The sequence below is a fragment of the Blautia sp. MSK18_10 genome (assembly GCF_020553185.1).
Taxonomy (GTDB): Bacteria; Bacillota; Clostridia; order Lachnospirales; family Lachnospiraceae; genus Blautia_A; species Blautia_A wexlerae.
In genome coordinates, this window is record NZ_JAJCGT010000039.1 from 12,076 (window position 1) to 37,598 (window position 25,523).

Annotated in this window: 20 protein-coding genes and 1 pseudogene; 19 read left to right on the forward strand and 2 right to left on the reverse strand. The window is 42.6% G+C overall.

Features of this window, described 5'->3' with window-relative positions:
- The first annotated feature begins 45 nt into the window (after positions 1–45).
- The 9 genes and pseudogenes from LI074_RS13720 (at position 46) to LI074_RS13760 (ending at position 9,757) form a co-directional block, all read left to right on the forward strand.
- Positions 46–2,211, forward strand: a complete 2,166-nt coding sequence (locus LI074_RS13720) for a hypothetical protein (RefSeq protein ID WP_055060720.1) — start codon at positions 46–48, stop codon at positions 2,209–2,211.
- Between the two features lie 158 nt (positions 2,212–2,369).
- Positions 2,370–3,365 (forward strand): HEAT repeat domain-containing protein, encoded by a 996-nt coding sequence (locus LI074_RS13725; protein ID WP_118569047.1) that lies wholly within the window; start codon positions 2,370–2,372, stop codon positions 3,363–3,365.
- 109 nt (positions 3,366–3,474) lie between these two features.
- Positions 3,475–4,752, forward strand: coding sequence for a glycosyltransferase family 2 protein (locus tag LI074_RS13730; protein ID WP_226839593.1), 1,278 nt, complete (start codon positions 3,475–3,477; stop codon positions 4,750–4,752).
- A gap of 24 nt (positions 4,753–4,776) precedes the next feature.
- Positions 4,777–6,669, forward strand: a complete 1,893-nt coding sequence (locus LI074_RS13735) for a purple acid phosphatase family protein (protein WP_118566433.1) — start codon at positions 4,777–4,779, stop codon at positions 6,667–6,669.
- Positions 6,670–6,734: 65 nt separating this feature from the next.
- Positions 6,735–7,310: pseudogene (gene wecB, locus LI074_RS13740) on the forward strand (non-hydrolyzing UDP-N-acetylglucosamine 2-epimerase); the annotation flags it as partial.
- Complete coding sequence (locus LI074_RS13745) at positions 7,303–7,584, forward strand: hypothetical protein (protein WP_022380630.1); 282 nt, start codon at positions 7,303–7,305, stop codon at positions 7,582–7,584. The pseudogene wecB and the gene LI074_RS13745, both read left to right, overlap by 8 nt.
- A 129-nt stretch (positions 7,585–7,713) precedes the next feature.
- Positions 7,714–8,148: a DMT family transporter gene (locus tag LI074_RS13750; RefSeq protein WP_118566432.1), complete on the forward strand. Its 435-nt coding sequence runs from the start codon at positions 7,714–7,716 to the stop codon at positions 8,146–8,148.
- A 96-nt stretch (positions 8,149–8,244) separates the two neighbouring features.
- Positions 8,245–9,054, forward strand: coding sequence for a ComEA family DNA-binding protein (locus LI074_RS13755; protein WP_242859958.1), 810 nt, complete (start codon positions 8,245–8,247; stop codon positions 9,052–9,054).
- 10 nt (positions 9,055–9,064) lie between these two features.
- The gene (locus LI074_RS13760; RefSeq protein WP_008706194.1) at positions 9,065–9,757 is read left to right on the forward strand and encodes a response regulator transcription factor; all 693 of its coding nucleotides are present in this window, start codon (positions 9,065–9,067) and stop codon (positions 9,755–9,757) included.
- An 89-nt stretch (positions 9,758–9,846) separates the two neighbouring features.
- Here LI074_RS13760 and LI074_RS13765 read toward each other — a convergent pair whose 3' ends face one another.
- Positions 9,847–10,965, reverse strand: a complete 1,119-nt coding sequence (locus LI074_RS13765; RefSeq protein ID WP_243868834.1) for a heparan-alpha-glucosaminide N-acetyltransferase domain-containing protein — start codon at positions 10,963–10,965, stop codon at positions 9,847–9,849.
- 481 nt (positions 10,966–11,446) lie between these two features.
- Between LI074_RS13765 and LI074_RS13770 the strand changes: the two genes are divergently transcribed.
- The 8 genes from LI074_RS13770 to mobB all read left to right on the forward strand — a co-directional run bounded on the left by LI074_RS13770 (position 11,447) and on the right by mobB (position 22,491).
- Positions 11,447–11,929, forward strand: a complete 483-nt coding sequence (locus LI074_RS13770) for a complex I 24 kDa subunit family protein (protein ID WP_008706192.1) — start codon at positions 11,447–11,449, stop codon at positions 11,927–11,929.
- The gene (locus tag LI074_RS13775; protein ID WP_173698288.1) at positions 11,926–13,803 is read left to right on the forward strand and encodes an NADH-quinone oxidoreductase subunit NuoF; all 1,878 of its coding nucleotides are present in this window, start codon (positions 11,926–11,928) and stop codon (positions 13,801–13,803) included. Before LI074_RS13770 ends, LI074_RS13775 begins: the two co-directional genes overlap by 4 nt.
- Before the next feature lie 13 nt (positions 13,804–13,816).
- Positions 13,817–16,525 (forward strand): formate dehydrogenase subunit alpha, encoded by a 2,709-nt coding sequence (gene fdhF / locus LI074_RS13780; protein ID WP_025578648.1) that lies wholly within the window; start codon positions 13,817–13,819, stop codon positions 16,523–16,525.
- Between the two features lie 210 nt (positions 16,526–16,735).
- Entirely contained in the window at positions 16,736–18,460 is a 1,725-nt protein-coding gene (locus LI074_RS13785; RefSeq protein ID WP_062807419.1) for a [Fe-Fe] hydrogenase large subunit C-terminal domain-containing protein, read from the forward strand.
- Positions 18,447–19,649, forward strand: coding sequence for a PP2C family protein-serine/threonine phosphatase (locus LI074_RS13790; protein ID WP_179962977.1), 1,203 nt, complete (start codon positions 18,447–18,449; stop codon positions 19,647–19,649). Before LI074_RS13785 ends, LI074_RS13790 begins: the two co-directional genes overlap by 14 nt.
- 216 nt (positions 19,650–19,865) lie before the next feature.
- Entirely contained in the window at positions 19,866–20,300 is a 435-nt protein-coding gene (locus tag LI074_RS13795) for an MOSC domain-containing protein (protein WP_022380639.1), read from the forward strand.
- Positions 20,301–20,699: 399 nt separating this feature from the next.
- Positions 20,700–21,962, forward strand: a complete 1,263-nt coding sequence (locus LI074_RS13800) for a molybdopterin molybdotransferase MoeA (RefSeq protein ID WP_118566428.1) — start codon at positions 20,700–20,702, stop codon at positions 21,960–21,962.
- A 16-nt stretch (positions 21,963–21,978) separates the two neighbouring features.
- A complete protein-coding gene (gene mobB, locus LI074_RS13805) occupies positions 21,979–22,491 on the forward strand; it encodes a molybdopterin-guanine dinucleotide biosynthesis protein B (RefSeq protein ID WP_008706182.1) in 513 nt (170 codons plus the stop codon).
- Here the strand turns inward: mobB and fdhD are convergent.
- Positions 22,466–23,284, reverse strand: a complete 819-nt coding sequence (gene fdhD / locus LI074_RS13810; protein WP_243278817.1) for a formate dehydrogenase accessory sulfurtransferase FdhD — start codon at positions 23,282–23,284, stop codon at positions 22,466–22,468. The genes mobB and fdhD overlap by 26 nt on opposite strands.
- Positions 23,285–23,493: 209 nt before the next feature.
- Here fdhD and moaA point away from each other — a divergent pair, with 209 nt between their 5' ends.
- Together moaA and mobA are read left to right on the forward strand one after the other, a co-directional pair.
- A complete protein-coding gene (gene moaA / locus LI074_RS13815) occupies positions 23,494–24,468 on the forward strand; it encodes a GTP 3',8-cyclase MoaA (protein WP_118340537.1) in 975 nt (324 codons plus the stop codon).
- 113 nt (positions 24,469–24,581) lie between these two features.
- Positions 24,582–25,175, forward strand: a complete 594-nt coding sequence (gene mobA / locus LI074_RS13820; RefSeq protein WP_049946932.1) for a molybdenum cofactor guanylyltransferase — start codon at positions 24,582–24,584, stop codon at positions 25,173–25,175.
- Positions 25,176–25,523 lie beyond the last annotated feature (348 nt).

Sequence of the window (25,523 nt, forward strand, 5' to 3'; positions counted from 1 at the left end):
TTTTAACGGAAAAAGATGAGCTGTTTAAGATTACAGGAGATACATATGAAAAAGTTTATTATAGCATGTACAGCAGTCATTATAGCGGTGACCTGCTGGATGTTTGTTTCTGACAGGATAGGGAGTACCCTTAGTTTTAACATGAATAAAGAGGTTAAAACGTTTACAACAGTTTCAGACAAGGAGATTCTTGTAGATACTGGGAACGGAATGGAACCATTTGAAATACGCGGTGTTGATATGGGAGTGGGAATTCCAGGTCATTTTGCCACGGATTATGCTATTGATAAGGAAACCTATCTGAGATGGTTCCGGATGATTAAGGATATGGGAGCCAACTGTGTGAGGGTGTACACCCTGTTACAGGATGATTTTTATGATGCTGTCTGGGAATTTAATCATGATAATCCCGATCCACTTTATATTATCCATGGAGTATGGATCGATGATTATGTTCTTTACTCACACAGAGATGCTTACAGCAAAGATTTTCTTAATGAGTTTCTGAGGGATTCCAGGATTCTGGTGGATATGATACATGGAAATAAGAGGTTTTCACTAGGAGAAGATCTTGGGAGCGGGAGTTATACAAAAGATATTTCTCCATGGGTGTTGGGATATATCCTAGGTGTGGAGTGGGAAGATACAACAGTTGCTTTTACGGATCATATGCAGGAGGAAAGGGATTCGTATGAGGGGAAATATATGCGCACGACAGAAGAAGCAACGCCTTTTGAAACAATGCTTGCGCAGGTAGGGGATAAAATTATAGAATACGAAACGGAAAAATATTCAAGTCAGCGTCTGATTGCTTTTTCTAACTGGCCAACAACAGATCCGCTTGAGTGGAATCAGACTGTAGAATGGTATTTTAGAAAATTTGAACAGGTGGATGTAGAGCATATAAAAACGACAGATGAGTTTCTATCAGGACAGTTTGCGTCTTACCATATCTATCCGTATTTCCCGGATTATCTCGGATTCATGGATGTTCTGGGAATGAAGATTGAAAGCAGAGAAGAATTTACAGACGAAGACGGGACGTTTAACTCATATAGGGCATATCTGACTGCAATAAACGCACATCATACCATGCCGGTTATTATCTCGGAATATGGAGTTCCTTCATCGAGAGGAAGAGCGCAGTCGGATCGAAATACAGGGCGTTCACAAGGTGGGATGAGCGAGGAGGAACAAGGAAAAGCACTAGTACAGTGCTACAAGGATATCATGGCATCAGGGTGCGCAGGATCTGTAGCGTTTACTTGGCAGGATGAATGGTTCAAGCGAACGTGGAACACTATGGCTTATACGGATTTGACAAAGACGTGTTACTGGAGTGACTATCAGACGAATGAACAGTATTTTGGTATTCTGTCTTTTGATCCGGGTGAAGTAGAGAGTGTCTGCTATGTTGACGGAGATGTTTCGGAATGGGAAGAAACAGATATAGTGATGGAGACGGATACCATGTCGCTTAGTTGCAAGTATGATGAAAAATATGTTTATTTCAGAGTTCACAAAGATGATTTTCACTTTGGAAATGAAACACTTTATGTTCCGATTGATACGACACCAAAATCAGGAAGCACAGCATGCGACGGTATAGCGCCGCTATTTGAACAAGAGGCGGATTTTGTACTGATTATTTCGGGGCGGGAGGATACCAAAATTCTTGTACAGGAAAGATATGAAGCGCTAAGAGCGATGTATTCTCAGAGAGTTTATGGTGAAGACGCATATCTAAATGTCCCTGAAAAAGATACTGGAAAATTTGTTCCGATACATCTGATGCTGCAGGTTGCAAATGATCCAAGTTTTGAAATCACCCCTGAAGGGTTTGAAAGTGCAGAAACTTTTGATACAGGAACACTTACGTATGGAAATGGGAATCCGGATTCGGCGGATTTCAACTCATTATCTGATTTTATTGTAAATGGGGATGAGATTGAGATCAGATTACCATGGTCTTTGTTGAACTTCTATAATCCTTCGGAGATGGTGATCCATGATGATTACTATGAAAATTATGGAATAGAAGGAATAGAAATTTCAGAGATGTATGCCGGTGTAGGGACAGATGCAAATGTGCAGTTTCCTATTAAAATGGGAACGGTTGAATTGAAAGGATGGGGCACAAATCCCACATGGCATGAACGATTAAAACAAGGATATTACGATCTGCAGGAATTGTGGAAGGATAAGGATTAAATCCTAAAGGGTGGTTAATATATGAAAGGGCGATAGTTTTCATGGTATTTCAAGTAAATTTGTTAATTTATTTATATATGGCCATATGTATATGTCTTTTATTGTTTAATTTGGTTTATTTCGCCAGAGACTTTTTTAAGAGAAAAAGAGATCCTGAAATGGTAAGAAAGTATATGAACAAACTTTGTGAAATGCTTGAAACATCAGGAGTCGAAAAGATATCCCAAAAAGAAGAAAAATTCTGGACTAGAAAATTGAGCAAAAGCTCTGGACTTATTTTATTCCAACAGGCAGTAGAAGAACTGGAAGCGAAGGGAAAACAGGAAGATATAGAAAAATGGGTCAGAAATAACAGAGATCTGTTCTATAAGCTCAGTAGTGCTTATATGAAAAAAAGAGGCATGGAGAAAGCACTTATGGCATACATCATAGAGCAGCATCATCTGTGTGGTCCGGGAGCCAGAGACCCGTTTGCACTTCAGATGGAATGGCTTGTATCGGATCATTCTATCTACTGCCGCGAAAATGCACTCTATGCCTTGTATGCTGGCGGACAGCCTGAACACGTGATAAAAGCATATCATATTTTGACTAGAATGCGGATAGAACACAGCTCAAAAATGGTAACAGATGGCTTGCTTTCTTTTCAAGGAGACAGGGAATTGCTGGCTGAAGAATTATGGAAAAACTGGACTCATTATTCAACATATTACAAAATATGTTTTGTAAACTTTTTCCGAATGATATCCGGAAACTTTACCGAACGACTACTTATTGTTCTTAAAGATGAAGAAAATGACAGAGAGCTTCGACTGGCAGTAATTCGTTATTTTCGAAAGTATAAGTATGACAAGGCGTGGGAATATCTGTGCTGTCTGGTTGAGGAGTGGCGTGAATCAGATTGGGAATATGCTGCGCTTAGTGCACTGGCCCTTGAATCGTATCCAGGGAAAAGGACTATAGACGCGTTGAAAAAAGGCTGTGAAAGTCGAAACTGGTATATTCGCTATAATAGTGCTCAGTCTCTTGGAAAATTAATTGATCACGAACAAAAAGGAAAGCTCATACAGAACGAAAAAGATATATATGCAAAAGAAATGATGGCATATAAATTTATGGGAACGGAGGAAAGTACAGATGATGGATGCGATTAAACTATTTTTGTTTTTTGTTGACGTTTTTTTTGTTATTTATTTGATTGGTTATAGCACTTTCCTTTTTTTGTCAGTTGTTGTAGGAGCATCGGAACTTTACGAGAAACGAATGGACGAAAAGATGAAAGGAACACTCCGTCATGATTTTTATATTCCCATCAGTATAATTGTTCCTGCACACAACGAAGAAATGACAGTTGTAGATACGGTTTTTTCACTTTTGGAACAGGATTATAAACTTTATGAAATTATCGTTGTAGATGATGGATCAACAGATCGAACAGTAGAATATCTGGTGGATTCTTTCCACATGAAAAGAATAAATAGGCCCATCAGAAAAAGAGTTCACTGCAAGAAGGAGCAGGCAATTTATGAAACAGTCTATAATGGGATTTCCATTACTTTGGTTCAAAAAGAAAATGGAGGTAAGGCAGACAGCCTGAATATGGGAATTAATATATCAAATTATCCATATTTTATTTGTATGGATGCGGATTCGATGTTGCAACGTAATTCTCTTTATGAAATCGCAAAACCGATACTGGAAGATGATAAAGTAGTAGCCTGTGGCGGGCAGATTGCTGTATCTAATGGTATCCGATTAGTAAAAGGCGAAGTAAGTGACTATAGTATGCCTAAAAAGTTGATCGTAGCAATGCAGGTGCTTGAATATGAGCGTTCGTTTCTTGCTTCCAGAATCTTTATGAACCGCTATAACGGAAACCTGATTATATCAGGGGCATTTGGCATATTTAAAAAAGAAACAGTTCTTCTTGCAGGTGGATATGACGATTCCACAATGGGAGAGGATATGGAACTTGTTGTGAAGCTTCATGTTTTCTGCAGATCAAATCATATTGATTATTCTATACAGTATGCGCCAGACGCAATCTGCTGGAGCCAGGTACCGAGAAATCTCAAAGATTTGATAAAACAAAGGAGACGATGGCATATCGGGCTTTTTGAAAGTCTGACAAAGTATAAAAATGCAGTAGGGAAAAAAGAGTACGGACTTTTAGGGGCGGTTTCGTTTCTATATTTTTGGATTTATGAACTGCTTTCGCCGTATATTGAAGTCTTTGGAATACTGACGATTATCCTTTCATATGTGGTAAATCTGGTTAACGAACCTTTTATGATATTGTTTTTTTTGGTATATGCAGCATTTGGGTGCATTCTTACGCTTATATCATTTTTCAGTCGACTGTATATGAGAAAAATGCGCATATCATGGAAGGATGTGTTGAAAGCTATACTTTTAAGTGGATTTGAACTGATAGGACTGCGATTTATTCTTATGATTGTGAGGATGAACGCGCTGATCGGGTATCGGAAATACAAAGATACATGGGGAACTCTTGAAAGAAAGAAGCTTAATAGAGAATAGTATGATATCGGTGGAGAAGGTTATATGAAAGATGGAAATGAAGGACACGGTATGAACAAGAAATACGAGAAATTTAAACTGGCAGTAGGAACAACTTTTGCGTTTTTTATTTTGGTGGCAGTAATGGGTATTGCTTTCGTTCAGAACCGTTATGCTGATGAAAATATACTTGAAGATGAACTATTGGAAATTCAAGGAGATGAAAAATTTCATTATGTAGAAACCGGTATAACATATTGGCAGTATAAGGATACGGAAGGAGAACCGTCGATTGATAGCAACGGAAAACGCTGGAACGAAGCTGGATATCTGACAGAAGACTGGAAAGAGGCCAAGGGAAGTTTTGGGAGTTATTATGGAGAACTGAATGATCGTGTGGGAGGAAAATATCCCTCGAATCTGCTGAACTATTATTCTGCTAAAAAGAAGGCTTTGCCAGTATATTATTTTAGAACAGAATTTGAGGTGGACGATGCCAGAGAGATATTTCAGCTTTCAGGAGAAATACAGTTTGATGATTCTGTAATCATATATCTGAATGGAAAAGAAATATACAAAGATAATGAACCGACAGAAGGTTATGACCCAGGAACCGGGTATGGAGCGAAAGAGGGAGTAGAAACATCTTGGAACAGGGTTTTTTCAGTAGAAAATACTACTGCACTAAAAAACGGAACAAACTGCATTGCAGTTGAGGTTCATCAGATACATGAAGACAGCTCTGATGTCTATTTTGACTTTAAGGAGTTTAAAGGAACGCCGGAATGGAATGAAGTGGAAATACTGGATGCCGATGGTCTTATCCTTCAGCCGGGTGATACAAACAACCAGATGCTGGTTAATTGGCTTACGCCTCAAAAAGGAGGTTATAATGTACAATACTGTAGAAAAGTAGATGACTTCTACAATTATACAGAGTTGGAAATGGAACGAGTTGAGATAGAAGGGCAGTATTGTTATAAGGCAAGATTATCGAATCTTCGAGCTGGTGAAACTTACAGCTATCGATTATGTAACAGAAAAAATGGTGCACATTCAGAAGTTTTTAATTTTACGACTGCAAAACAGGGAGAGGGAGTAAAGTTTTTATTTGTCGGAGATCCTCAGATTGGTGCCGGCGAAAGCGTACAGCAGGATGGAGAAGCGTGGAAGAGGACGCTGGAGGTGGGAAAGCACATTCTGCCGAATGCAGAATTTCTGATATCGGCAGGCGACCAAAGTGACAGTTCGAAAACGGATATAGCAATAGAAGAATACTATGAATTTAGAAGTCCGGATGAACTGAAAAATATACCAGTGGCGGTAAACAAAGGGAATCATGACACCGTAAAGGAGATTTATGAAGAGCAGTTTATGCCTCCAGGTGTATGGGATGATGCGAACTACTATTTTGCCCGTGACGGAGTTCTGTTTTTCGCATTGAATTCAAACAGCGGCAGTTACGCAACTCAGATAGAATATTTAAAAAAGGCGATTCAAAATACAAATCCGGAATGGATTATTGTTACTATGCATTATTCAATGTTTAGCGCAGGACCGCATTCAGATGAGGAAAAAATACTGAATCTCCGAAAAGTGTATAACGAGGCATTTTCTGAATTGGACGTAGACCTTGTATTGTCCGGTCATGATCATCTGTATGCGAGAACATACCTAATGAAAGGAATGAAGTCCACCGGAAATGCGTCCGGACTAAAAAAACAGGGGGAAACGCTATATCTGTCCGGAACATCTTCTACTGGAAGCAAGTTTTATGAGAAGGAGAGTGGAAAAAAAGGCTATATTGCCTTTTATGATGGAGAAACAGAAAAAACACCTCTGATTTCTGCTATTACAATACAGGGAAAGACACTTACAATCAAAACTGTGCGTACCACGGATATGAGTGTTTTTGATGAAATTACTATTAGAAAATAATTTTTTGTTCTGGAAGTGAAATGTTATAAATTGGATTGCACCAAATCGCTGCGCAATGGCCTGCCAAGGCTATGGCGCAGATTTTTATCACAGGAAATACAGGAATTGATGCTTTGCACTATACGGTGAGAAATGATTTTTATCATCCGGAGATAGAATGGGCAAAAGGCAGCAGACTGATTGCTGTGACAGCACACAAAAGGGAGAATCTGGGAGAACCCATGCGTGATATGTTCCGGGCTATACGCAGGATCGTGGAGGAATTTACAGATGTGAAGGTTATTTATCCTGTACATTTGAATCCGCAGGTCAGAAAAATTGCAGATGAGGAATTCGGTGGATGTGAGATAATACATCTGATCGAACCGTTAGATGTGGTAGAATTCCATAATCTGATGAAAGCCAGTTATCTGATCATGACAGACAGTGGCGGAATCCAGGAAGAAGCTCCTGCACTGGGAAAACCTGTACTGGTCATGAGAGATACAACAGAACGTCCGGAAGGTGTGGAAGCCGGAACCTTAAAGCTTGCAGGCACGAAGATGGAGGATATTTACAGAGAATGCAGGAGGCTTCTTACAGAGCCGGAGATTTACAGAAGGATGAGTGAGGCCAGAAATAAAGAATTGCCCCATGACTGAAACAGAGAAAAAAGCTGTTGGCAGATATCTGGACTGGCATACCGGGATTTTGCTGGAAACAGATGGGAAAATGGGAATCTACAGGAAAGAGAGTGGGAAACTTATTTATAAAGAAAAGGCTGATTCCGAAGACGGGTATCTTGGTATGTATCTTTTTCTTATGGGAAAATATCCGCTATATACAGGCGAAGCAGGATGGATATGCATGGAATGTGAGAAACTGTATGGATTATATGAAAGAAAAATAAAAACAGGATTTATACTGTGTGCATGATTTTGCGCGGAATGAATAAACTAATAATAAAGAATAAAAGAGGTACTGCTAAACAGCGGTGCCTCTTTTCGACATAAGAATGATTACCGGAGTAAGCAGAATGATCATATTATCCAGGAGGGCAGATTTATGTGGGGATTTATAGTGGCATTGATTTCAGGGGCACTGATGAGTATTCAGGGTGTTTTTAACACGGAGGTGACAAAGCAGACCAGTCTCTGGGTATCAACCGGCTGGGTGCAGCTGTCAGCTTTTGTAGTCTGTGTTCTGGCCTGGCTTTTCACAGGACGGGAAAGTGTAGCTGCACTCTGGCAAGTGGACAATAAATATACACTCCTTGGTGGTGTGATCGGAGCGTTTATTACAATTACAGTAATCCAGAGTATGGGAGCACTTGGACCGGCAAAGGCAGCAATGCTGATCGTTATTTCGCAGCTGGCAGTTGCTTATGTAATTGAATTATTTGGATTGTTTGGGGTAGATAAAGAACCCTTTGAATGGCGCAAAATCCTAGGATTGCTGATCGCGATTTCCGGAATTGTTATATTTAAGTGGCAAAAATAAGAGTTTACTATTGTAAAATCATTAAGATTTCGTTACAATAAGGGTGGCATTATGGACAGGGGGACTCTTACTCTGAGAAATAAGAGGAGGACCCTTATGACAAAAATAAAAAACAGGTGTTGTTATACTGTGACACTGATATTATGTGGAACTTTGTTTCTTACAGGACTGACAGGATGTAAGAGCACAGAGGCACAGTTTCTGATAGATGGATTGCAGGAAGCAAAGGCAGAGGTGGATGCGGAGTCATCAGAAGAGAAAACATCAGGACAGAAGTCGAAGAAAGATACAGATGACCGACAGAATGATGATGGCAGTTCTGCAGAGTCCCGGAAAAAACAGGCAGAATCAGATGGTTCAGATGCAGGTAATGGGACGGAGATAAATTCAGCCGGGGAAACACAGCCAGAGATGATCTATGTTGATGTCTGCGGAGCAGTTGCGAATCCGGGAGTTTTTCAGCTGGCAGCCGGGAGCCGGGTGTTTCAGGCGATTGAGGCGGCGGGAGGATATCTTCCCGAGGCAGCTCTAACCTGTGTAAACCGTGCTGGAGTTCTGACAGATGGACAGCAGCTTTATATTCTCACACAGGAAGAGATGGAGCGGCAGGGGCTGGATCCTGCAGAGATGGCCGGAGCATCAGATGGACAGATGAATGGAAGTGCCGGGACAGGACAGAATACAGGGATGACCGCTCAGGTTCAGCAGGATAACAGGATCAACATAAATACAGCAGATGAAGCTCAGCTTACTACGCTGACGGGGATCGGTGCAACACGTGCGCAGGCGATCATTGCCTACAGAGAAGAGAACGGGCCATTTGCTGCGATAGAGGATATTATGAATGTACAGGGTATCAAAGAAGGTACTTTTGCAAAGATAAAAGATGAGATAGTAGTAGGATAAGGAGAACCGAATGAGCAGGAAAGTTTTGGTAGTAGATGATGAGAAACTGATCGTAAAAGGAATCCGTTTTAGTCTGGAACAGGATGGTATGGAGGTAGACTGCGCTTATGATGGAGAAGAGGCAGTAGAGAAAGCAAAAGATAAAAAATATGATATTATCCTTCTGGATCTGATGCTGCCGAAGATGGACGGGCTGGAAGTATGCCAGCAGATCCGCGAATTTTCCAATGTGCCGATCGTGATGCTGACAGCTAAGGGCGAGGATATGGATAAGATCCTTGGTCTTGAATATGGTGCGGATGATTATATCACCAAACCGTTCAATATCCTGGAAGTTAAGGCACGTATCAAAGCGATCATGCGCCGTGCGGGAAGCGACCACGAGGAGAAAGAAAAGGCAAAGAGCATTCAGGTGGGCGATCTTCGTATGGACTGTGAAGGCAGACGTGTATTTATTGCAGGTAAAGAGATTAATCTGACAGCAAAGGAATTTGATGTACTGGAGCTTCTGGTATTTAATCCAAATAAAGTATACAGTCGTGAGAACCTGCTGAACATTGTATGGGGATATGAGTATCCGGGTGATGTACGTACTGTGGATGTACATATCCGCCGTCTCCGTGAGAAAATTGAAACCAATCCAAGTGAACCGAAATATGTACACACCAAATGGGGTGTCGGATATTATTTCCAGGCTCAATAAAAAGAACGTGTGAAACAGACAGATCGCATTTTATGAAACAAAGATCATAAAATGCGGTCTGTTTTTTTGTGCAGATAAAAAGCATTCTGCTATTTTCTGTTTTTTATTTTATCTGTAATTATGATGTATCCATGTACAAGAAGATCAGTCACGATCAGTGCTGCCACTGACAATATCAGGCATTCTTTTACCCCAAATTCGTAAAAAGCAGCAAAACCGGCAAGTGTCCAGTAAACTCCGATATGTACGGCATACATCTTTGAAATCTGTTTTGAGTAATAACACAGTTTATTATATCCGAATTTCCATTTTTCCATCATTGGCATGATACGAAATGCAGCTGCAAACACAAATATGATACTGCAGAAACTTCCGAGTACCTTTGCAAGCCCCGGGATTCTGTATTGTTCGATCATATAATTAAAGAATCCCTCAATGCCCGGATGTAGTACAATGCAGCATATAAACCATACCGCCGCAGTAATCCCACATATGATCCCGCTTTCTTTATAAAAGTTTCCTTTTTCATCTTCAGGGATTCTTCTGAGCACTTTTCCAAAAACATATCCAAGAAATACATAACTCAAATATGGGAAGAAGCAGAAGCTGGTTTCACCTTTTCCACCGAAAGTCATATCCAGGATCCAGTTAATTGCCGGATCATCAGAAACCAGCAACTTTGTAAATGGTGATATGATTCCGACTATTACAGCACTTATGACATATCCCCTTAAGCTTACATTTAATTTCCTGTAGACCGCAAGCACCAGATAGCACATACCGGCTATAAAGAATATATTTACGAATGTAAGCATGGAATAAAGATTTGCGTCATATAATTCTCTGCTGCCTGCAGCTTCAACTGTAATGGAATTTCTTATATTAAAACTGATTGTCATTACAGCTGCATAGCATAAATTGCTTAATCCCTGATAGGATAACAGCTTTATGCCGTTTTTAACCATATCTTTGGGCTGGGAATGGCGTGTGAAAGCACTTCCGAATCCCATGGTAAACAGATACAGGCAGGCACCTGTCGGCATGAAGAGCGCAAACAGAATCTTATGTACATTTGATTCGGCTGCTGCGACACCACCTATTGTCTGAAATGAATGTATAAATACTATCATGATCAACAGGAAACCCTTTACCAGATCAAGTTCCCTCTGACGTCCTGTATTCACTTCTTTTTCTTTCAAAGAAAACATACTTACCTCCTCCTTTATCCGGATATTTTCAGTGAGAACGGAACACTTATCTTTTGTCACTGATATCATATGGACAGTGTAGCACAGGCAGAATTATAGCACAATCATAATATTCCTGACATTGTACACACACCACGTACATTACTGTTTACTCCGTTCTCAGTAACGTAGCCAAAATTCATTCCAAATTGTCTGCTGCAATGGAATTTTGGCTTGTATGTCTCGGGATAGTGGTGCGTAAACAGTAACAATTATTCAGTTTGATTCAGTTTAGTTTGGTTTACATCTGAGATGGTTTAGTATTGAACAAAGCTGATAAAAATTAGACAAACAAAACAAACATCTATAGAGGAAAATAATAAAAAATTAGAAAATTTCTATAAATGCGCTTGTGAAAATGACGAAAAAGGCATATAATTAACGTTACAATATGTAAAGAGTGCAATAAAAAGAGAAAAAACAGGTATAAGGAGGGTGCGAAATGCTAGATCAGTCATTTTATCAGAAAGCGGATGAGATTATTGCTTTCTATGGTAAAAAGCCGGCATCACTGATTCCGATCATGCAGGATATTCAGGGGGTGTACAGATATCTCCCGGAAGAATTGCTTACATATGTTGCGGAGCAGATCGGTGTGACAGAAGCGAAAGCGTTCAGTGTTGCCACATTTTATGAGAATTTCTCATTTGATGCGAAAGGTAAATATGTGATCAAGGTCTGTGACGGAACAGCCTGTCATGTAAGAAAATCAATACCGGTTCTGGAGGAACTTTATAAGAAACTGGGGCTGTCAAAGACAAAGAAGACGACAGACGATATGATGTTTACTGTGGAAACAGTTTCCTGTCTTGGTGCCTGCGGACTTGCACCGACTATGATGGTCAATGAAGAGGTATATCCGAGAATGACTCCGGAGAAGGCAGATGAGCTGATTGATAAACTGAGAGGGGGCGAACAGGGATGATCCAGAATAAGGAAGTATTGGAGCAGATCAGAGAAGAAGCTGTGAAAGAACTTAATTCTTATGACTGTCGTATTCTTGTCTGTTCAGGTACCGGATGTGTGGCCACCGGTTCTCAGAAAATCTATGAGAAATTCATGGAGATTGCCAAAGATGCTCCGGGAGTTACCATTGAGTTTGGACCTCATGACAAAGATGCACATGTAGGTGTAAAGAAAACAGGATGTCAGGGTGTCTGTGAGCTTGGACCACTTGTTCGTATCCAGAAAGGCGACGATGTGATCCAGTATACGAAGGTTCAGATCGAAGACTGCCAGGAGATTTTTGAGAAGAGTGTTCAGGGTAATGAGACTATCGAGAGACTGCTTTATCAGAAAGGCGGTAAAGTAAGCCGCGGACCGGAAGATATTCCGTTTATCGCGAAACAGACCCGTATTGTTTTGAAGAACTGTGGTAAGTTTGATGCAGAATCTCTGAATGAGTACATAGCAAGCGGCGGTTTCCAGGCTCTGGAGAAAGCAATGTTTGAGATGGATCCGGATCTGGTTATTGATCAGGTTGATAAATCCGGTATCCGCGGACGTGGTGGCGGCGGCTTCCCGGCAGGTAAGAAATGGATTCAGGTAGCACGCCAGGCTGATCCTGTTCATTATGTGGTTTGTAACGGTGATGAGGGTGACCCGGGAGCATTTATGGATGGTTCTGTAATGGAAGGTGATCCTTACCGTCTGATCGAGGGTATGATGCTTGCAGCTTACGCAGTAAGAGCACAGCATGGTTATATTTATGTACGTGCGGAGTATCCTCAGTCTGTAGCACGACTGAAACACGCTATCGCAGTTCTGGAAGAAGTGGGACTGTTAGGTGATGACATCCTTGGAACAGGATTCTCCTTCCATATGCATATCAACCGTGGTGCAGGTGCTTTCGTATGTGGTGAGGGTTCTGCCCTGACTGCATCTATCGAAGGAAGCAGAGGTATGCCTCGTGTAAAACCGCCACGTACGGTTGAGCAGGGATTATGGGCAAAACCTACTGTTCTGAATAACGTAGAAACTTATGCAAATATTCCGGAGATCATTCTCAAAGGTGCAGATTGGTACAGAAGTATCGGTACAGAGGGATCACCTGGAACAAAAACCTTCTCACTGACAGGTTCTATTGAGAATACAGGTCTGATCGAGGTCCCGATGGGAACAACCTTAAGAGAAATCATTTTTGATATCGGCGGAGGACTGAAATCCGGTGCTGCGTTTAAGGCTGTTCAGATCGGTGGACCATCCGGTGGATGTCTGACAGAAGAACATTTGGATATACCTCTTGATTTCGACTCTGTTAAGAAATATGGTGCGATCGTTGGTTCCGGTGGTCTGGTAGTTATGGATGAACATACCTGTATGGTAGAGGTTGCACGTTTCTTTATGGGCTTCACCCAGAGAGAATCCTGCGGTAAATGTGGTCCCTGCCGTATCGGCACCAAGCGTATGCTTGAAATCCTTGAGAGGATCGTAGACGGAAAGGGTGAAGTAGAGGATCTGGATAAACTGGAGCATCTTGGAAACTTTATCAAGGACCGTTCACTCTGCGGACTTGGAAAGAGTGCACCGCTTCCTGTACTTTCCACATTAAGAAACTTCAGAGATGAATATGTAGAGCATATTGTTGATAAAAAGTGCGCGGCTCATGTATGTAAGGCAATGCGTTCTTATGTGATCGATCCTGAGAAATGTAAAGGATGTACCAAGTGTGCGAGAAACTGTCCGGTTGGTGCGATCACAGGCAATAAGAAAGAGCCTCACAGCATTGATACCTCCAAGTGTATTAAGTGCGGAACATGTCTGGAAAATTGTGTATTCGGCGCAATTTCTGTGAATTAAGGAGGGTGAAAAGATGATTCATTTGACAATAGATGGAATTCCTGTAGAAGTGGAAAAAGGTACGACCATTCTGCAGGCTGCCAGACAGATCGGAGTGGAGATTCCTACACTCTGCTATCTGGAAGATGTATTGCCGGATGGTTCCTGTCGTTTGTGCGTGGTAGAAGTAACAAACAATGGAAGAACCAAATTTGATACGGCATGTACACTTCGCTGCTCAGAGGGTGATGAAGTACAGACAATGTCAGAGAAGGTAGTTGCATATCGTAAAGATACCCTTGACCTCCTTCTTTCTGATCATCGTGTACATTGCTTCTCCTGTGAGGCAAACGGTGACTGTAAATTACAGGACTACTGTTTTGAATATGGTGTGACTGAGACAAGCTATCCCGGTGAAATGAAGGATATGCCGATAGATGATACCAATAAATTCTTTACCTATGATCCAAGCCTGTGTATTCTCTGCCATCGCTGCGTGAATACATGTAAGGAGATTGTGGGAAGAGGTGCCATCGACACTATGGATCGTGGTTTCCAGTCAGTGATCGGTGCACATTACAAACATAAATGGAACGAAGGTATCTGTGAATCCTGCGGTAACTGTGTACAGGCCTGTCCGACAGGTGCACTGACCATGAAGCGCAGAAAGAAATACCGTCCGTACCAGATTGACAAGAAGGTTCTGACTACCTGTCCTCACTGTGCAACAGGCTGCCAGTATTATCTCCTTGTAAAAGACGGAAAGATCGTAGATACAGAAGCTGTAAACGGACCATCCAACAAAGGATTGCTCTGTGTTAAGGGTCGCAGCGGATGTTTCGATTTCGTACAGTCACCGGAGCGTATTAAATATCCGCTGATCAAGAATAAAGAGACAGGTGAATTCGAACGTGCAACATGGGATGAGGCCCTGGATCTTGTTGCTTCCAAATTTATGGAGATCAGGAAACAGTACGGCTCTGATTCCCTTGCAGGTTTTGCATGCTCCAGATCACCTAATGAAGATATTTACATGGTACAGAAGATGGTTCGCTGCTGCTTCGGCACCAACAATACAGACAACTGTGCACGTGTATGTCATTCCGCATCTGTAGCAGGTCTTGCGATGACTCTTGGCTCAGGTGCCATGACAAACCCAATTGAGGATATCACAAAGAATGCAGATCTGATCATGCTGGTTGGTTCCAACCCTGAGGAAGCACATCCTGTAGTCGGCATGCAGATCCGTCAGGCTATCAAGAGAGGCTGTAAGCTGATCGTAGTTGATCCTCGTGATATCGGTCTGGCTAAGAAAGCAGATATCCATCTGAAACTGAAACCTGGTACAAATGTTGCTTTTGCAAACGGCATCATGAATGTGATCCTTTCTGAAGGTCTTCAGGATGACAAGTTCATTGCAGAGCGTACCGAAGGTTTTGAAGAATTAAAGGAAATCGTAAAAGATTACACACCTGAGAAGGTAGCTGAAATCTGCCACATTGACGCAGACGATCTGAGAAAAGCAGCGATCATGTATGCAAAAGCTGACCGCGCTCCAATCATCTACTGTCTTGGTGTAACCGAACATTCCACAGGTACAGAGGGCGTTATGTCCATGTCCAATATGGCAATGATGGTTGGTAAGCTTGGACGTGAAGGCTGTGGTGTTAACCCGCTTCGTGGACAGAATAACGTACAGGGTGCCTGCGATATGGGTGCTCAGCCGAATGTGTATCCCGGATATCAGAAGGTTACTGATCCTGCAGTTCGTGAGAAATTCGAGAAAGCATGGGGTGTAAAACTTGATCCGAATATAGGAACTCATGCAACTGATGTATTCCCGAAAGCAATCACAGGCGAGATCAAAGGTCTGTATATCTATGGTGAGGACCCGGTAGTTACTGATCCGGATACCACACACATTATCAAAGCATTAAAGAGTCTTGATTTCTTTGTACTTCAGGAACTTTTCATGACAGAGACAGCTCAGTATGCAGATGTTATCCTTCCTGGTGTAAGCTATGCAGAGAAAGAGGGTACATTTACCAATACAGAGCGCCGCGTACAGAGAGTCCGCAAGGCTGTCACAGTACCTGGAGAGATGAGACTGGATACAGATATTATTATTGATCTGATGAACCGCATGGGATATCCGCAGCCACATCTGACTTCTGCTCAGATCATGGATGAGATCGCATCCCTGACACCGAGCTTCGCAGGTATCAGCCATGAACGTCTTGACAGTGAAGAAGTTCATGGACAGGGACTTCAGTGGCCATGTACCTCCAAGGATCATCCGGGAACACCGATCATGCATGTTGGTAAATTCTCCCGCGGTCTTGGCTGGTTCTATCCTGCAAAATATGTACCGTCAGCAGAGCTTCCGGATGAGGAATATCCAATCATCCTCATGACAGGACGTATTCTGTATCATTACACAACAAGAGCCATGACAGGAAAGACACCTGAGCTTATGGAGATCGAAGGTAAGTCATTTATCGAAATGAACATCGTAGATGCCGATAAGCTGGGTATCAAAAACGGTGATAAAGTCAGAGTTTCTTCCAGACGAGGATCCATTGAATCTACCGCTCGTGTAGGTACAAAGACCTCACCGGGTGAGAGCTGGATGCCATTCCACTTCCCGGATGGAAATGCAAACTGGCTGACCAACGCCGCACTTGACAAATACGCAAGAATTCCTGAATATAAGGTATGCGCAATTAAGATTGAGAAAGCATAAAACAATATCGGAGACAAAGTTCCGGATCTGATATCGTAAATATTATATGGGGCTGTCGCACATGGATCTGCTGTCCTTGCGGCAGCTCCATATTCCTTTATGGAAAGGCAAAAATAATCATTTGGCAGTACATCATTCTGTGAAAATACGGAACGGTTACAGATAATTTTTTGTGAAAAATATAGTGTTACATAATAAGGAGTACGAGGCATGCAGAGATTTCAGTCAATCCTTCAGTTTAAAAAAGTCAGTTGTAAAAATTGTTACAAATGTGTCCGGAACTGCCCGGTCAAGGCGATACGTGTTCATGATCATCAGGCCAGGATCATAGAAAGTCAGTGTATTTACTGTGAGAAGTGTATCCTTGTCTGCCCGCAGGATGCCAAGGAAGAGCAGAATATGATTCCTGCAATCTGCAATGCAATGGAGAATAAGACGCAGGTTATAGCCTCTCTTCATCCAGCATATCTGGCACGTTTTGGGGTAACCGGTATCAATGGAATAAGGGAAGCGATGAAGAAGCTGGGATTTGCAGATGCAGCGGATGCAGCAGAAGGTGCAAGCCTGATGATTTCGCAGTACAGAGCACTTTTTGCGGAACAGAAAGAGCCGGGAATAATGATCTCTTCTGCCTGCCCTGTAATCGTACAGCTTGTCAAGAAACACTATCCGCATCTTCTGGGAAATCTGGTACAGTCTGCCTCTATGATGCAGTTTCATGCCAGTTATCTGAAAAAAAAATATCCGAAGGCAGAGATTGTCTATGTAAGTCCCTGTATTTCAGCTATGTCAGAGTTGAGAGACTCAGGAAATGAAGTGGATTATGTGATCACATTGGAAGAGCTGGTGCAATGGATGAAAAAAGAAGGGATTTCCATAACTGAGAAAGAACCTGAGCAGATTGCCTACCGTTCCAGAGAAATCGCCATTGCGGATGGTTTAACAGACCTGCTTGGGGCTGTAAAGGGAATCCGCAGGCTTTCTGTAAGTGGGATGGAGCAGTGCAGGGAGGTTCTGGAAGAACTTCATCCGGAGGATTTTGAAAATTGCTTTCTTGAGATGTATGCATGCAGCGGCGGCTGTGTGGCAGGTCCTTCTTTCCAGATGAAGAAGGGACATTATCTGGCAGATGTTCTGGCAGTGAAGAATGCAGCCTTTGGAAAAGATTTTCACAGAGAGCAGGGAGACTATGAACTTCCGGGATTTGAATTGAGAAAGAATTTCGGTTACTGTCCTGCACAGGAACAGGAAGAGGTCTCAGAGGAAGAAATCAGGGATGCTCTGGCGGAAATGGGAAAATTTTCTCCAAAGGATGAATTAAACTGCGGTGCCTGCGGGTACAACACATGCAGGGAAAAGGCAATTGCCATTATCCAGAATAAGGCTGAGGTTGCCATGTGTATTCCATATATGCGGGCAAAACAGGAAAGTTACTCCAATAAAGTCTTTAATGCCATGCCCGGACTTCTGGTAACTGTGGATTATAATCTGAAGATCATTCAGATGAATGAGGCGGCGTCCAAATTGTTCAATATGCCGAAAAAGCGGCGCCTGATCGGGAAACCGGTATCGGAGATCATGGATGATTACAGTCTGGCGAGTATACTGGCTTTTGAACGGAATCTGATGCAGGATGAGATTTATCTGGAGGATCAGAAATGTTATCTGGATCGCGTAATGACGAATGATAAAGAAAATAAAATGATTCTCTGCATTATGAAGGATATTACAAAGGAGCGGAAGCATAAAGATCAGATTCATAATGCCCAGATTGAAGCTGCGCGTATGGCAGATAAGCTGGTAGAAGAACAGCTGAAGATCGTGCAGCAGATCGCCGGACTTCTTGGAGAAACTGCTGCAGACACCAAAGTGGCAGTAGAAAAACTGAAAAATACCATACTTCTGGAGAGTGAAGAAGAGAATGAAAAGAAATAAGCATCATGGACTGAATGTGGAATTTGACGGCTTATGCATGGATTTTGGTCATGTGAGCCTGAATAAAAAGAAAGAATTTCTCTGTGGGGACTGCTATAAGATTGAAGAAAATGATAAAGACCATGTTCTGGTGCTTTCTGACGGACTTGGGAGCGGAGTAAAGGCGAATATCCTTTCCACGCTGACTGCAACCATGCTCAGTACCATGATCATTAATCAGGTGGAACTGGATGAGGCAGTGCGTGCAGTGGCAAAAACGCTTCCTGTGTGCAGTGTGAGAAATCTGGCATATGCCACTTTTACAGTGCTGAATTTTCAGGGGAAACAGGTAAGTCTTTATCAGTTTGATAATCCGGATGCAATTCTGATCCGGGATGGCAGACTCTTTGATTATCCGGTGGAGACAAGTATGATCGAAGAAAAGGAAATCCATAAAAGCTGTTTTGAGCTGAAAGATGAGGATATGCTGATCGTTATGTCCGACGGTGTCACCAATGCAGGAATGGGAAAAACTACCAACGGCGGCTGGGGAAGAGATGATGTAATGGCTTTCTGCAGGGCAAAGTACCATAAAGGGATGAGCGCACAGGAGATGGCAGGCTATCTGGCAGAGGCCAGCCTGGATCTGAATCTGAATGAAACGGATGATGATATTACAGCCATTGTCCTGCGGATGCGGCATAAACAGGTGGTAAACCTTATGATCGGCCCGCCAAGTAAGGAGGAACATGATGAGCGATATCTGAAGTCCTTTTTCGATTCAGAGGGATATCATGTAATCTGTGGCGGAACTACTGCACAGTGTGCTGCCAGGTATCTGGATAAAGAGCTGATCTCTCTTAGTGAAACTGCCTGCGGAGACGTTCCTGCCTATTATAAGCTGGAAGGTACAGAGCTGGTGACAGAGGGATTTCTTACGATTGAGCATTTGCTTGAATATTGTGAAGAATGGATGGAGGACAGGCTGTCCTTTAACAGGCTGAAACGAAAAAAAGATGCGGCAGCATTGCTTGGTGTGATGCTGTTTGAGCAGGCAACGGATATTAATTTCTACTTCGGTGGTGCTGTCAATAAGAGTAACGTGGAACTGGGAATCACAGAAAAAAGGAAAGAACAGGTAGCAGAAGAACTTGTGGAGCATCTGCAGAATGCAGGAAAGAATGTGAATATTGCATTCTGGGCGATCTGAGAAAACAGAAAAAACAGCAGTACATGGTTTTATAAAGAGATATCAGGGTTACTGTTCACTGGTAATATCCCGCGAGGTGTTTTTTGTGAGCGAAGGTCACAGAAAACCCGAGACATACCGCGCGAATTTATGCGATTAGCATAAATTCTGTGCATCGCGAAGCGTGTTGCTGTGAACGGAGTGAACAGTAACACATCAGGAAGGATGAGACAGAAAATGGCGAAGATATTATGTGTATGCATCAGTAAGGAACGCAAGACCTGCTCGCAGAACATTCATGAATGCGAAGCTGATCTGCAGGGACTTGTGGGAGATGTGCATTATGGAATGGGCGGAAGAAAGCAGGTCAGTCTTCTTCCTTATGAGAAGGTAAAAGAATATTTCGAACAGTCCGAAGAAGAATTCAGATATGGCAGATTTGGAGAAAATCTCCTTGTGGAAGGGATTGACTGGAACAGTATTGCGGAGGGGAACAGATTTCGTTGTGGAGATGTACTTCTGGAAGCAGTCAGGATCGGTGCGGGCGGTCCTGCATCAGATGCCTATAAGGGAGAAAAGGTATGCACGCCCATGGAGCCTTGGTTTGTATTCTGTCAGATTCTGGAGGCAGGGAGGCTGAGAGAAGGAGAAATCATTCTCCAACAGAGATGAAAAATATGTAATTCTTCAGCAGTGGGCTGAATATTATGATGTTATAGCAATTTCCAAAATACTGAAGACAATCTGGTTTATAAAAAATAAGGCTCTAATGGAGTATCTTAGTGATATTATTCTCTGAAATTGCTATAGAGTTCAAAGGGTAAAACTATAGCAATCCTCGTAAATAATGCATTTAAGACAGTTCAGCAGAGTGCGAAAGACAAGGAAGATATCTGCAGGCGTGCTGACGCACGGCAAAGATATCTGACGCAGGATTTCACACTCTGATGAGCTGGATTAAGATGCATTATTTCAGAGGATTGCTATAATATATCCGTCAATTGACCCGGTGGTTATAAAGGTATTGAAAAGACTATAAAAAATGTAATATACAAGAGGAGGAATTAGTGCGTGGAGGGAATCAGTGTAGAACAGGCAGTGGAACAGATTCTGCAGCATACGCCTGTAATAAACGAGACAGAAGAAACAGAACTGAATAAAGCAGGGGGAAGAATCCTTGCGCAGGATATGGTGGCAGGGTTTGACAATCCTCCTTTTGACCGCTCTCCGGTAGATGGCTATGCGTGTAAGGCAGAGGACCTTGCAGGTGCCGCTAAAGAGCATCCGGTGAGGCTGAAAGTCATGGAAGAGATTGATGCCGGACAGTATTCGGAAAGAGAAATCCAGCAGGGACAGGCAGTGCGCATTATGACAGGTGCTGCAATTCCCAATGGCTGTAACTGCTGTATTTATCAGGAGGATACCGATTATGGAGAAGATACGGTAGAAGTTTACAGCGAACAGAAGCGATGGAGTAATTATTGCTTCGCAGGAGAGGATTTTAAAAAGGGAACTACACTTCTGAAAAAAGGAACACATATCGGATATGTGGAGGCAGCAATTCTGGCCGGAATGGGAGTGGCGAAAGTGCCGGTTTACCGTCAGCCGAGAATCGTGCTTCTGACTACAGGAGATGAGGTGGTAGAACTGGGAATTCCATTGCCGGAAGGAAAAATTTACAACAGCAATATGACAATGCTGTCTGCCAGACTGCGTGAACTGGGAATCGAATCTTTCCATATGGAAGCAGTCAAAGATGATCCGACGGTTATGTCTGAGAAATTAAAAGAAGCAGCAAAAGCGGCAGATATGATCATCACTACGGGAGGTGTATCTGTAGGCAAGAAGGACATTATGCATGAGTCCCTGAGACTGATGGGGGCAGAGCGGATTTTCTGGAGGGTAAAGATGAAACCAGGAATGCCTACACTGTTTTCTGCATATAAAAAAACTTCCGATATAACTGCAACAGATCATTGCGCTTCAGAAAGAGAGATTCCGATCATCAGTCTCTCCGGAAATCCTTTTGGTGTTGCAGTCAGCATAGAACTTTTGATTCGTCCTGCATTGGAAAAAATGATGCAGGATCCATCAATCGGTCTGAAAGAAGTAAATGGCATTATGGCTGATAACTTTGAAAAAGGAATCAAGGGCCGCCGCTTTATCCGGGCATATCTGGAAAATGGAAAATTTCATCTTCCCAATGGTCTTCACTCTAACGGAGTCCTCAGTTCCATGGCCGGCTGCAATTGCCTGATTGATACAAAAACCATGGAAAATCAGGAAAGCAGAAGCCTGAACGCAGGGGATAAAGTGGGCGCGATTTTGCTTTGAGAGGAGCAGCAAACAGGTGGAAAGAAAAAGAATATTTGCAATCAGCGGTGTAAAGAATTCAGGGAAAACAACTCTGATCTGCAGGCTTTTGGAGATTTTTAAAGACAAGGGCCTTAAAGTGGCGGTGCTGAAGCATGACGGACATGATTTCGTGCCGGACGTACCGGGAACGGATACATACTGTCAGCTTCAGTCCGGAGCCTACGGCACAGCAGTTTTTTCAGCAGGCAAATATATGCTGGTAAAACAGCAGCCGCAGATTTCCGAAAAAGAGCTGGCAGAATTTTTTCCGGAGGCAGATCTGATCTTACTGGAAGGATTTAAATACAGTACTTATCCGAAAATTGAAATTATCCGTAAGGGAAATTCGGCAGAAAGTGTCTGCAATCCGGAAAAACTGATGGCGATCGCCACAAACCTGGATGCAGAGGAAAGAGATGCACTGTCTGTACTGGAAAATGTTCCATTCTTTGAACTGGACAATGCAGAGTGTATTGCAGAATTTATTCTGTCGGATTATTTCCGGTAAAGAGTTTCATACGGTCACGTCGCGCGGCACAGATAAGGGTAAGGTGGTATTCTTTGGCCATGGCGACTGCCTCGGCGGAAGGGGATGCCTTGCTTGCCAGAACCGGTATTCCGGCGCGGATTGCCTTGATCGCCATATCTGTAGGGATACGTCCACTGGAATAAACCACGCATTTCTTCAGGTCAATATTATGGCGCAGGGCATAACCGATGGCCTTATCCAGAGCATTATGACGTCCGATATCTTCGCACTGAAAGAGCAGTTCTCCGTCACAGGCAAGAAAACAGCTGTGAGTTGCCCAGGTCTGGCTGTGAAGCGGGGTACCATTGGCGAAACAGTCTGCAAGATCAAAGATCCACTGTTTTTTCCATGGGACAGGTGTAACTGGCGTCATTGGCTGATCTGTGATAAAATAATCATTAAGAACACGATTTCCGGTGCAGCAGGTCGGAGTAAGAGCAACATAATCTTCATTTTCCTCATGAGACTGCCCGGATTTATTTTTACTCAGGATCACGCGGGCACGTTTGCCGAATTCACAGATGTAGATCTGCTCCACATCCTCGGCAGATGAGATGATACCTTCCGTAAAGAGGCGGCCGAGAACCAGTTCTGTCAGATGTTGTGGGATACAGACCAGTTTCATGGTCAGGCGTTCATTTACATATACATCCATCATGTGTTCCACAAGGATTGATTCTGTTTCTTCATGAGTTTCTCCGTCACGACCCAGAAACTCATAGGTAACATTCTCGAGCAGATTCAGGTTGTGGTATTGTTCGTTGATTTTCATAGGACAGTTCCTTTCGTCCGGTAAGGATTTTAATAATCTTGATACATTAAGTATAGACTGCGGAGTATGGAGTGTCAAACGATTATGAGAGAAAATATTGCCTGTGATTTTGACGGCGAATAACAGAAGAAAAGGTTACAAAGGTTGCGGTTCACCCGTATCCGGTAACAGAAAATCAATTATTAGAAAGTAAAAGGCAGGTAGAGCCGATGATAGACAAATATGGAAGAGAAATAGATTATTTAAGGATTTCCCTGACAGACAGATGTAATCTGAGATGCATTTACTGTATGCCGGAAGAAGGCGTAAAATCCCTTTCTCATGCAGAAATCCTCACATACGATGAGATTCTCCGCATCTGCAGGTGCGCAGCAGATCTGGGAATCCGTAAGATTAAACTGACAGGCGGTGAGCCTCTTGTTCGTAAGGGCTGTGCAAGTCTTGCAAAACAGATCAAGGCGATCCCGGGAATTGAGAAAGTGACATTAACAACAAATGGAATCCTGCTCGCCGAGCAGCTGGATGCATTACTGGATGCAGGAATTGACGCCATTAATATCAGTCTGGATACTTTGGATCCGGAACTGTTCAAAAAAGTAGCGAGACGTGACGGACTGGAAAAGGTATTTGAGGGAATCAAAGCAGCACTTGCACATCCGGGACTTTCCCTGAAGATCAACAGCGTTCCGGTGATCAAGGAAAAAGAAAACTTCATAGGGATTGCAGGACTGGCGCAGAAATATCCAATCCATGTGCGTTTTATCGAGATGATGCCAATCGGATTCGGAAAACAGTTCCCATTCCAGGATGAAGAATCTATCAAAGCAGTACTGGAAGAAGCCTACGGTCCGATGCATGCAGTCAATGAACGCTACGGAAACGGCCCATGCCATTACTATGAAATCGCAGGATTTAAGGGAAAAATCGGATTTATCAGTGCCATGACTCACAAATTCTGCAGTCAGTGCAACCGAGTACGTCTTACATCCGAAGGATTCATGAAAGGATGCCTCCAGTATCAGAAAGGTACAGACCTGCGGGGGCTTATGCGCGGCGGCTGCACAGATTCGGAACTGAAAAAAGCAATTTATCAGGTGATCTGGAATAAACCGGTGAGCCATAATTTTTATGAAGCGAAGACAGAGCAGGATGAAATCAGAGGAATGTCACAGATTGGCGGGTGAGATATGTAAGACACCCTAACCGTTATGCAGACATTTCTGTCTGTAGTTTTTAAATATGAAGAAAAATCAATGCTTTTATTGATGATTTATATAAACAAAAAGGAAAACTGATAATGAGAAAGAAAGAAATTTCTATGATTATTCTTGCTGGCGGTGCCAGCAGCCGCATGGGACGGGACAAATCAGATCTGACGATAGATGGGAAGACATTTCTTGAGATGCAGATAGAAAAGGGGGAAAAGCTTGGAATCAGTGATATTCTTCTGTCTGGCTATCATGGTGAAAATAAATATAAATATCCCATTATACCAGACCGCTTCCCGGGAAAAGGTCCATTGGGAGGGCTGGAAGCCTGTTTTCGTAAAGCAAAGAATCCATATTGCCTGGTACTTGGTGTAGATGTTCCTCTGGTTCCGGCAGAGGAACTGGCTGCACTGATTCGCCAATCTCTGCATTCAGATGCAAAAGCAGTGATACTGAGCCACGGCGGGCATGAGGAACCTCTTATGGGAGTATACTGTACAGACCTGGCAGATGCCATGCTTGAAGAAATCACAGAGCGGAAAGGCGCAGTCTTTGCTTTTCTGCGGAAAAATGGATACGAATGCTACGAAAGCCAGGCTGCGGCCTGGTATTTTTCCAATATCAATGATTCGGAAACATATAAAGAAATAGCGGGAAATCATTTCATAGAGAAATATGTCTGAATATGAGATTGGCAGGAGGTTTGTCGATATTTTCGAAAATTAGTAGAAAATATTATATTAAGAAGCGAAGGAACCTTGCAGGTATGCAGGTTCCTTCGTCTTTTAACCGAATCAAGTAAGTCTCCTGCGGAGGTTACGAAAAGCAATAAGTAGTAGGGGAATATATTACGGAGCAGTTGTTGGATTATGAACAAATAGCGAAGCGGAATGCGATATCCACTGTAATGTACTATGAAAAAGTGTTATAAAACACTTGAATAGCTTGAATGAAAAAGTAAATTCTATATTCTAATATACCTTGATTTTATGCGGGATTTAATTCTATTTTCGGAGATATACAACTTGATT

Coding starts and splice junctions, on each gene's coding strand:
- LI074_RS13765 (WP_243868834.1), bottom strand. CDS start 10,965: ATGTTTTCTTTGAAAGAAAAAGAAGTGAATACAGGACGTCAGAGGGAA.
- LI074_RS13755 (WP_242859958.1), top strand. CDS start 8,245: ATGACAAAAATAAAAAACAGGTGTTGTTATACTGTGACACTGATATTA.
- LI074_RS13745 (WP_022380630.1), top strand. CDS start 7,303: ATGACTGAAACAGAGAAAAAAGCTGTTGGCAGATATCTGGACTGGCAT.
- LI074_RS13790 (WP_179962977.1), top strand. CDS start 18,447: ATGAAAAGAAATAAGCATCATGGACTGAATGTGGAATTTGACGGCTTA.
- LI074_RS13785 (WP_062807419.1), top strand. CDS start 16,736: ATGCAGAGATTTCAGTCAATCCTTCAGTTTAAAAAAGTCAGTTGTAAA.
- moaA (WP_118340537.1), top strand. CDS start 23,494: ATGATAGACAAATATGGAAGAGAAATAGATTATTTAAGGATTTCCCTG.
- LI074_RS13750 (WP_118566432.1), top strand. CDS start 7,714: ATGTGGGGATTTATAGTGGCATTGATTTCAGGGGCACTGATGAGTATT.
- LI074_RS13720 (WP_055060720.1), top strand. CDS start 46: ATGAAAAAGTTTATTATAGCATGTACAGCAGTCATTATAGCGGTGACC.
- LI074_RS13770 (WP_008706192.1), top strand. CDS start 11,447: ATGCTAGATCAGTCATTTTATCAGAAAGCGGATGAGATTATTGCTTTC.
- LI074_RS13735 (WP_118566433.1), top strand. CDS start 4,777: ATGAAAGATGGAAATGAAGGACACGGTATGAACAAGAAATACGAGAAA.
- LI074_RS13795 (WP_022380639.1), top strand. CDS start 19,866: ATGGCGAAGATATTATGTGTATGCATCAGTAAGGAACGCAAGACCTGC.
- fdhD (WP_243278817.1), bottom strand. CDS start 23,284: ATGAAAATCAACGAACAATACCACAACCTGAATCTGCTCGAGAATGTT.
- LI074_RS13725 (WP_118569047.1), top strand. CDS start 2,370: ATGGTAAGAAAGTATATGAACAAACTTTGTGAAATGCTTGAAACATCA.
- fdhF (WP_025578648.1), top strand. CDS start 13,817: ATGATTCATTTGACAATAGATGGAATTCCTGTAGAAGTGGAAAAAGGT.
- LI074_RS13775 (WP_173698288.1), top strand. CDS start 11,926: ATGATCCAGAATAAGGAAGTATTGGAGCAGATCAGAGAAGAAGCTGTG.
- LI074_RS13730 (WP_226839593.1), top strand. CDS start 3,475: ATGGACGAAAAGATGAAAGGAACACTCCGTCATGATTTTTATATTCCC.
- LI074_RS13760 (WP_008706194.1), top strand. CDS start 9,065: ATGAGCAGGAAAGTTTTGGTAGTAGATGATGAGAAACTGATCGTAAAA.
- mobA (WP_049946932.1), top strand. CDS start 24,582: ATGAGAAAGAAAGAAATTTCTATGATTATTCTTGCTGGCGGTGCCAGC.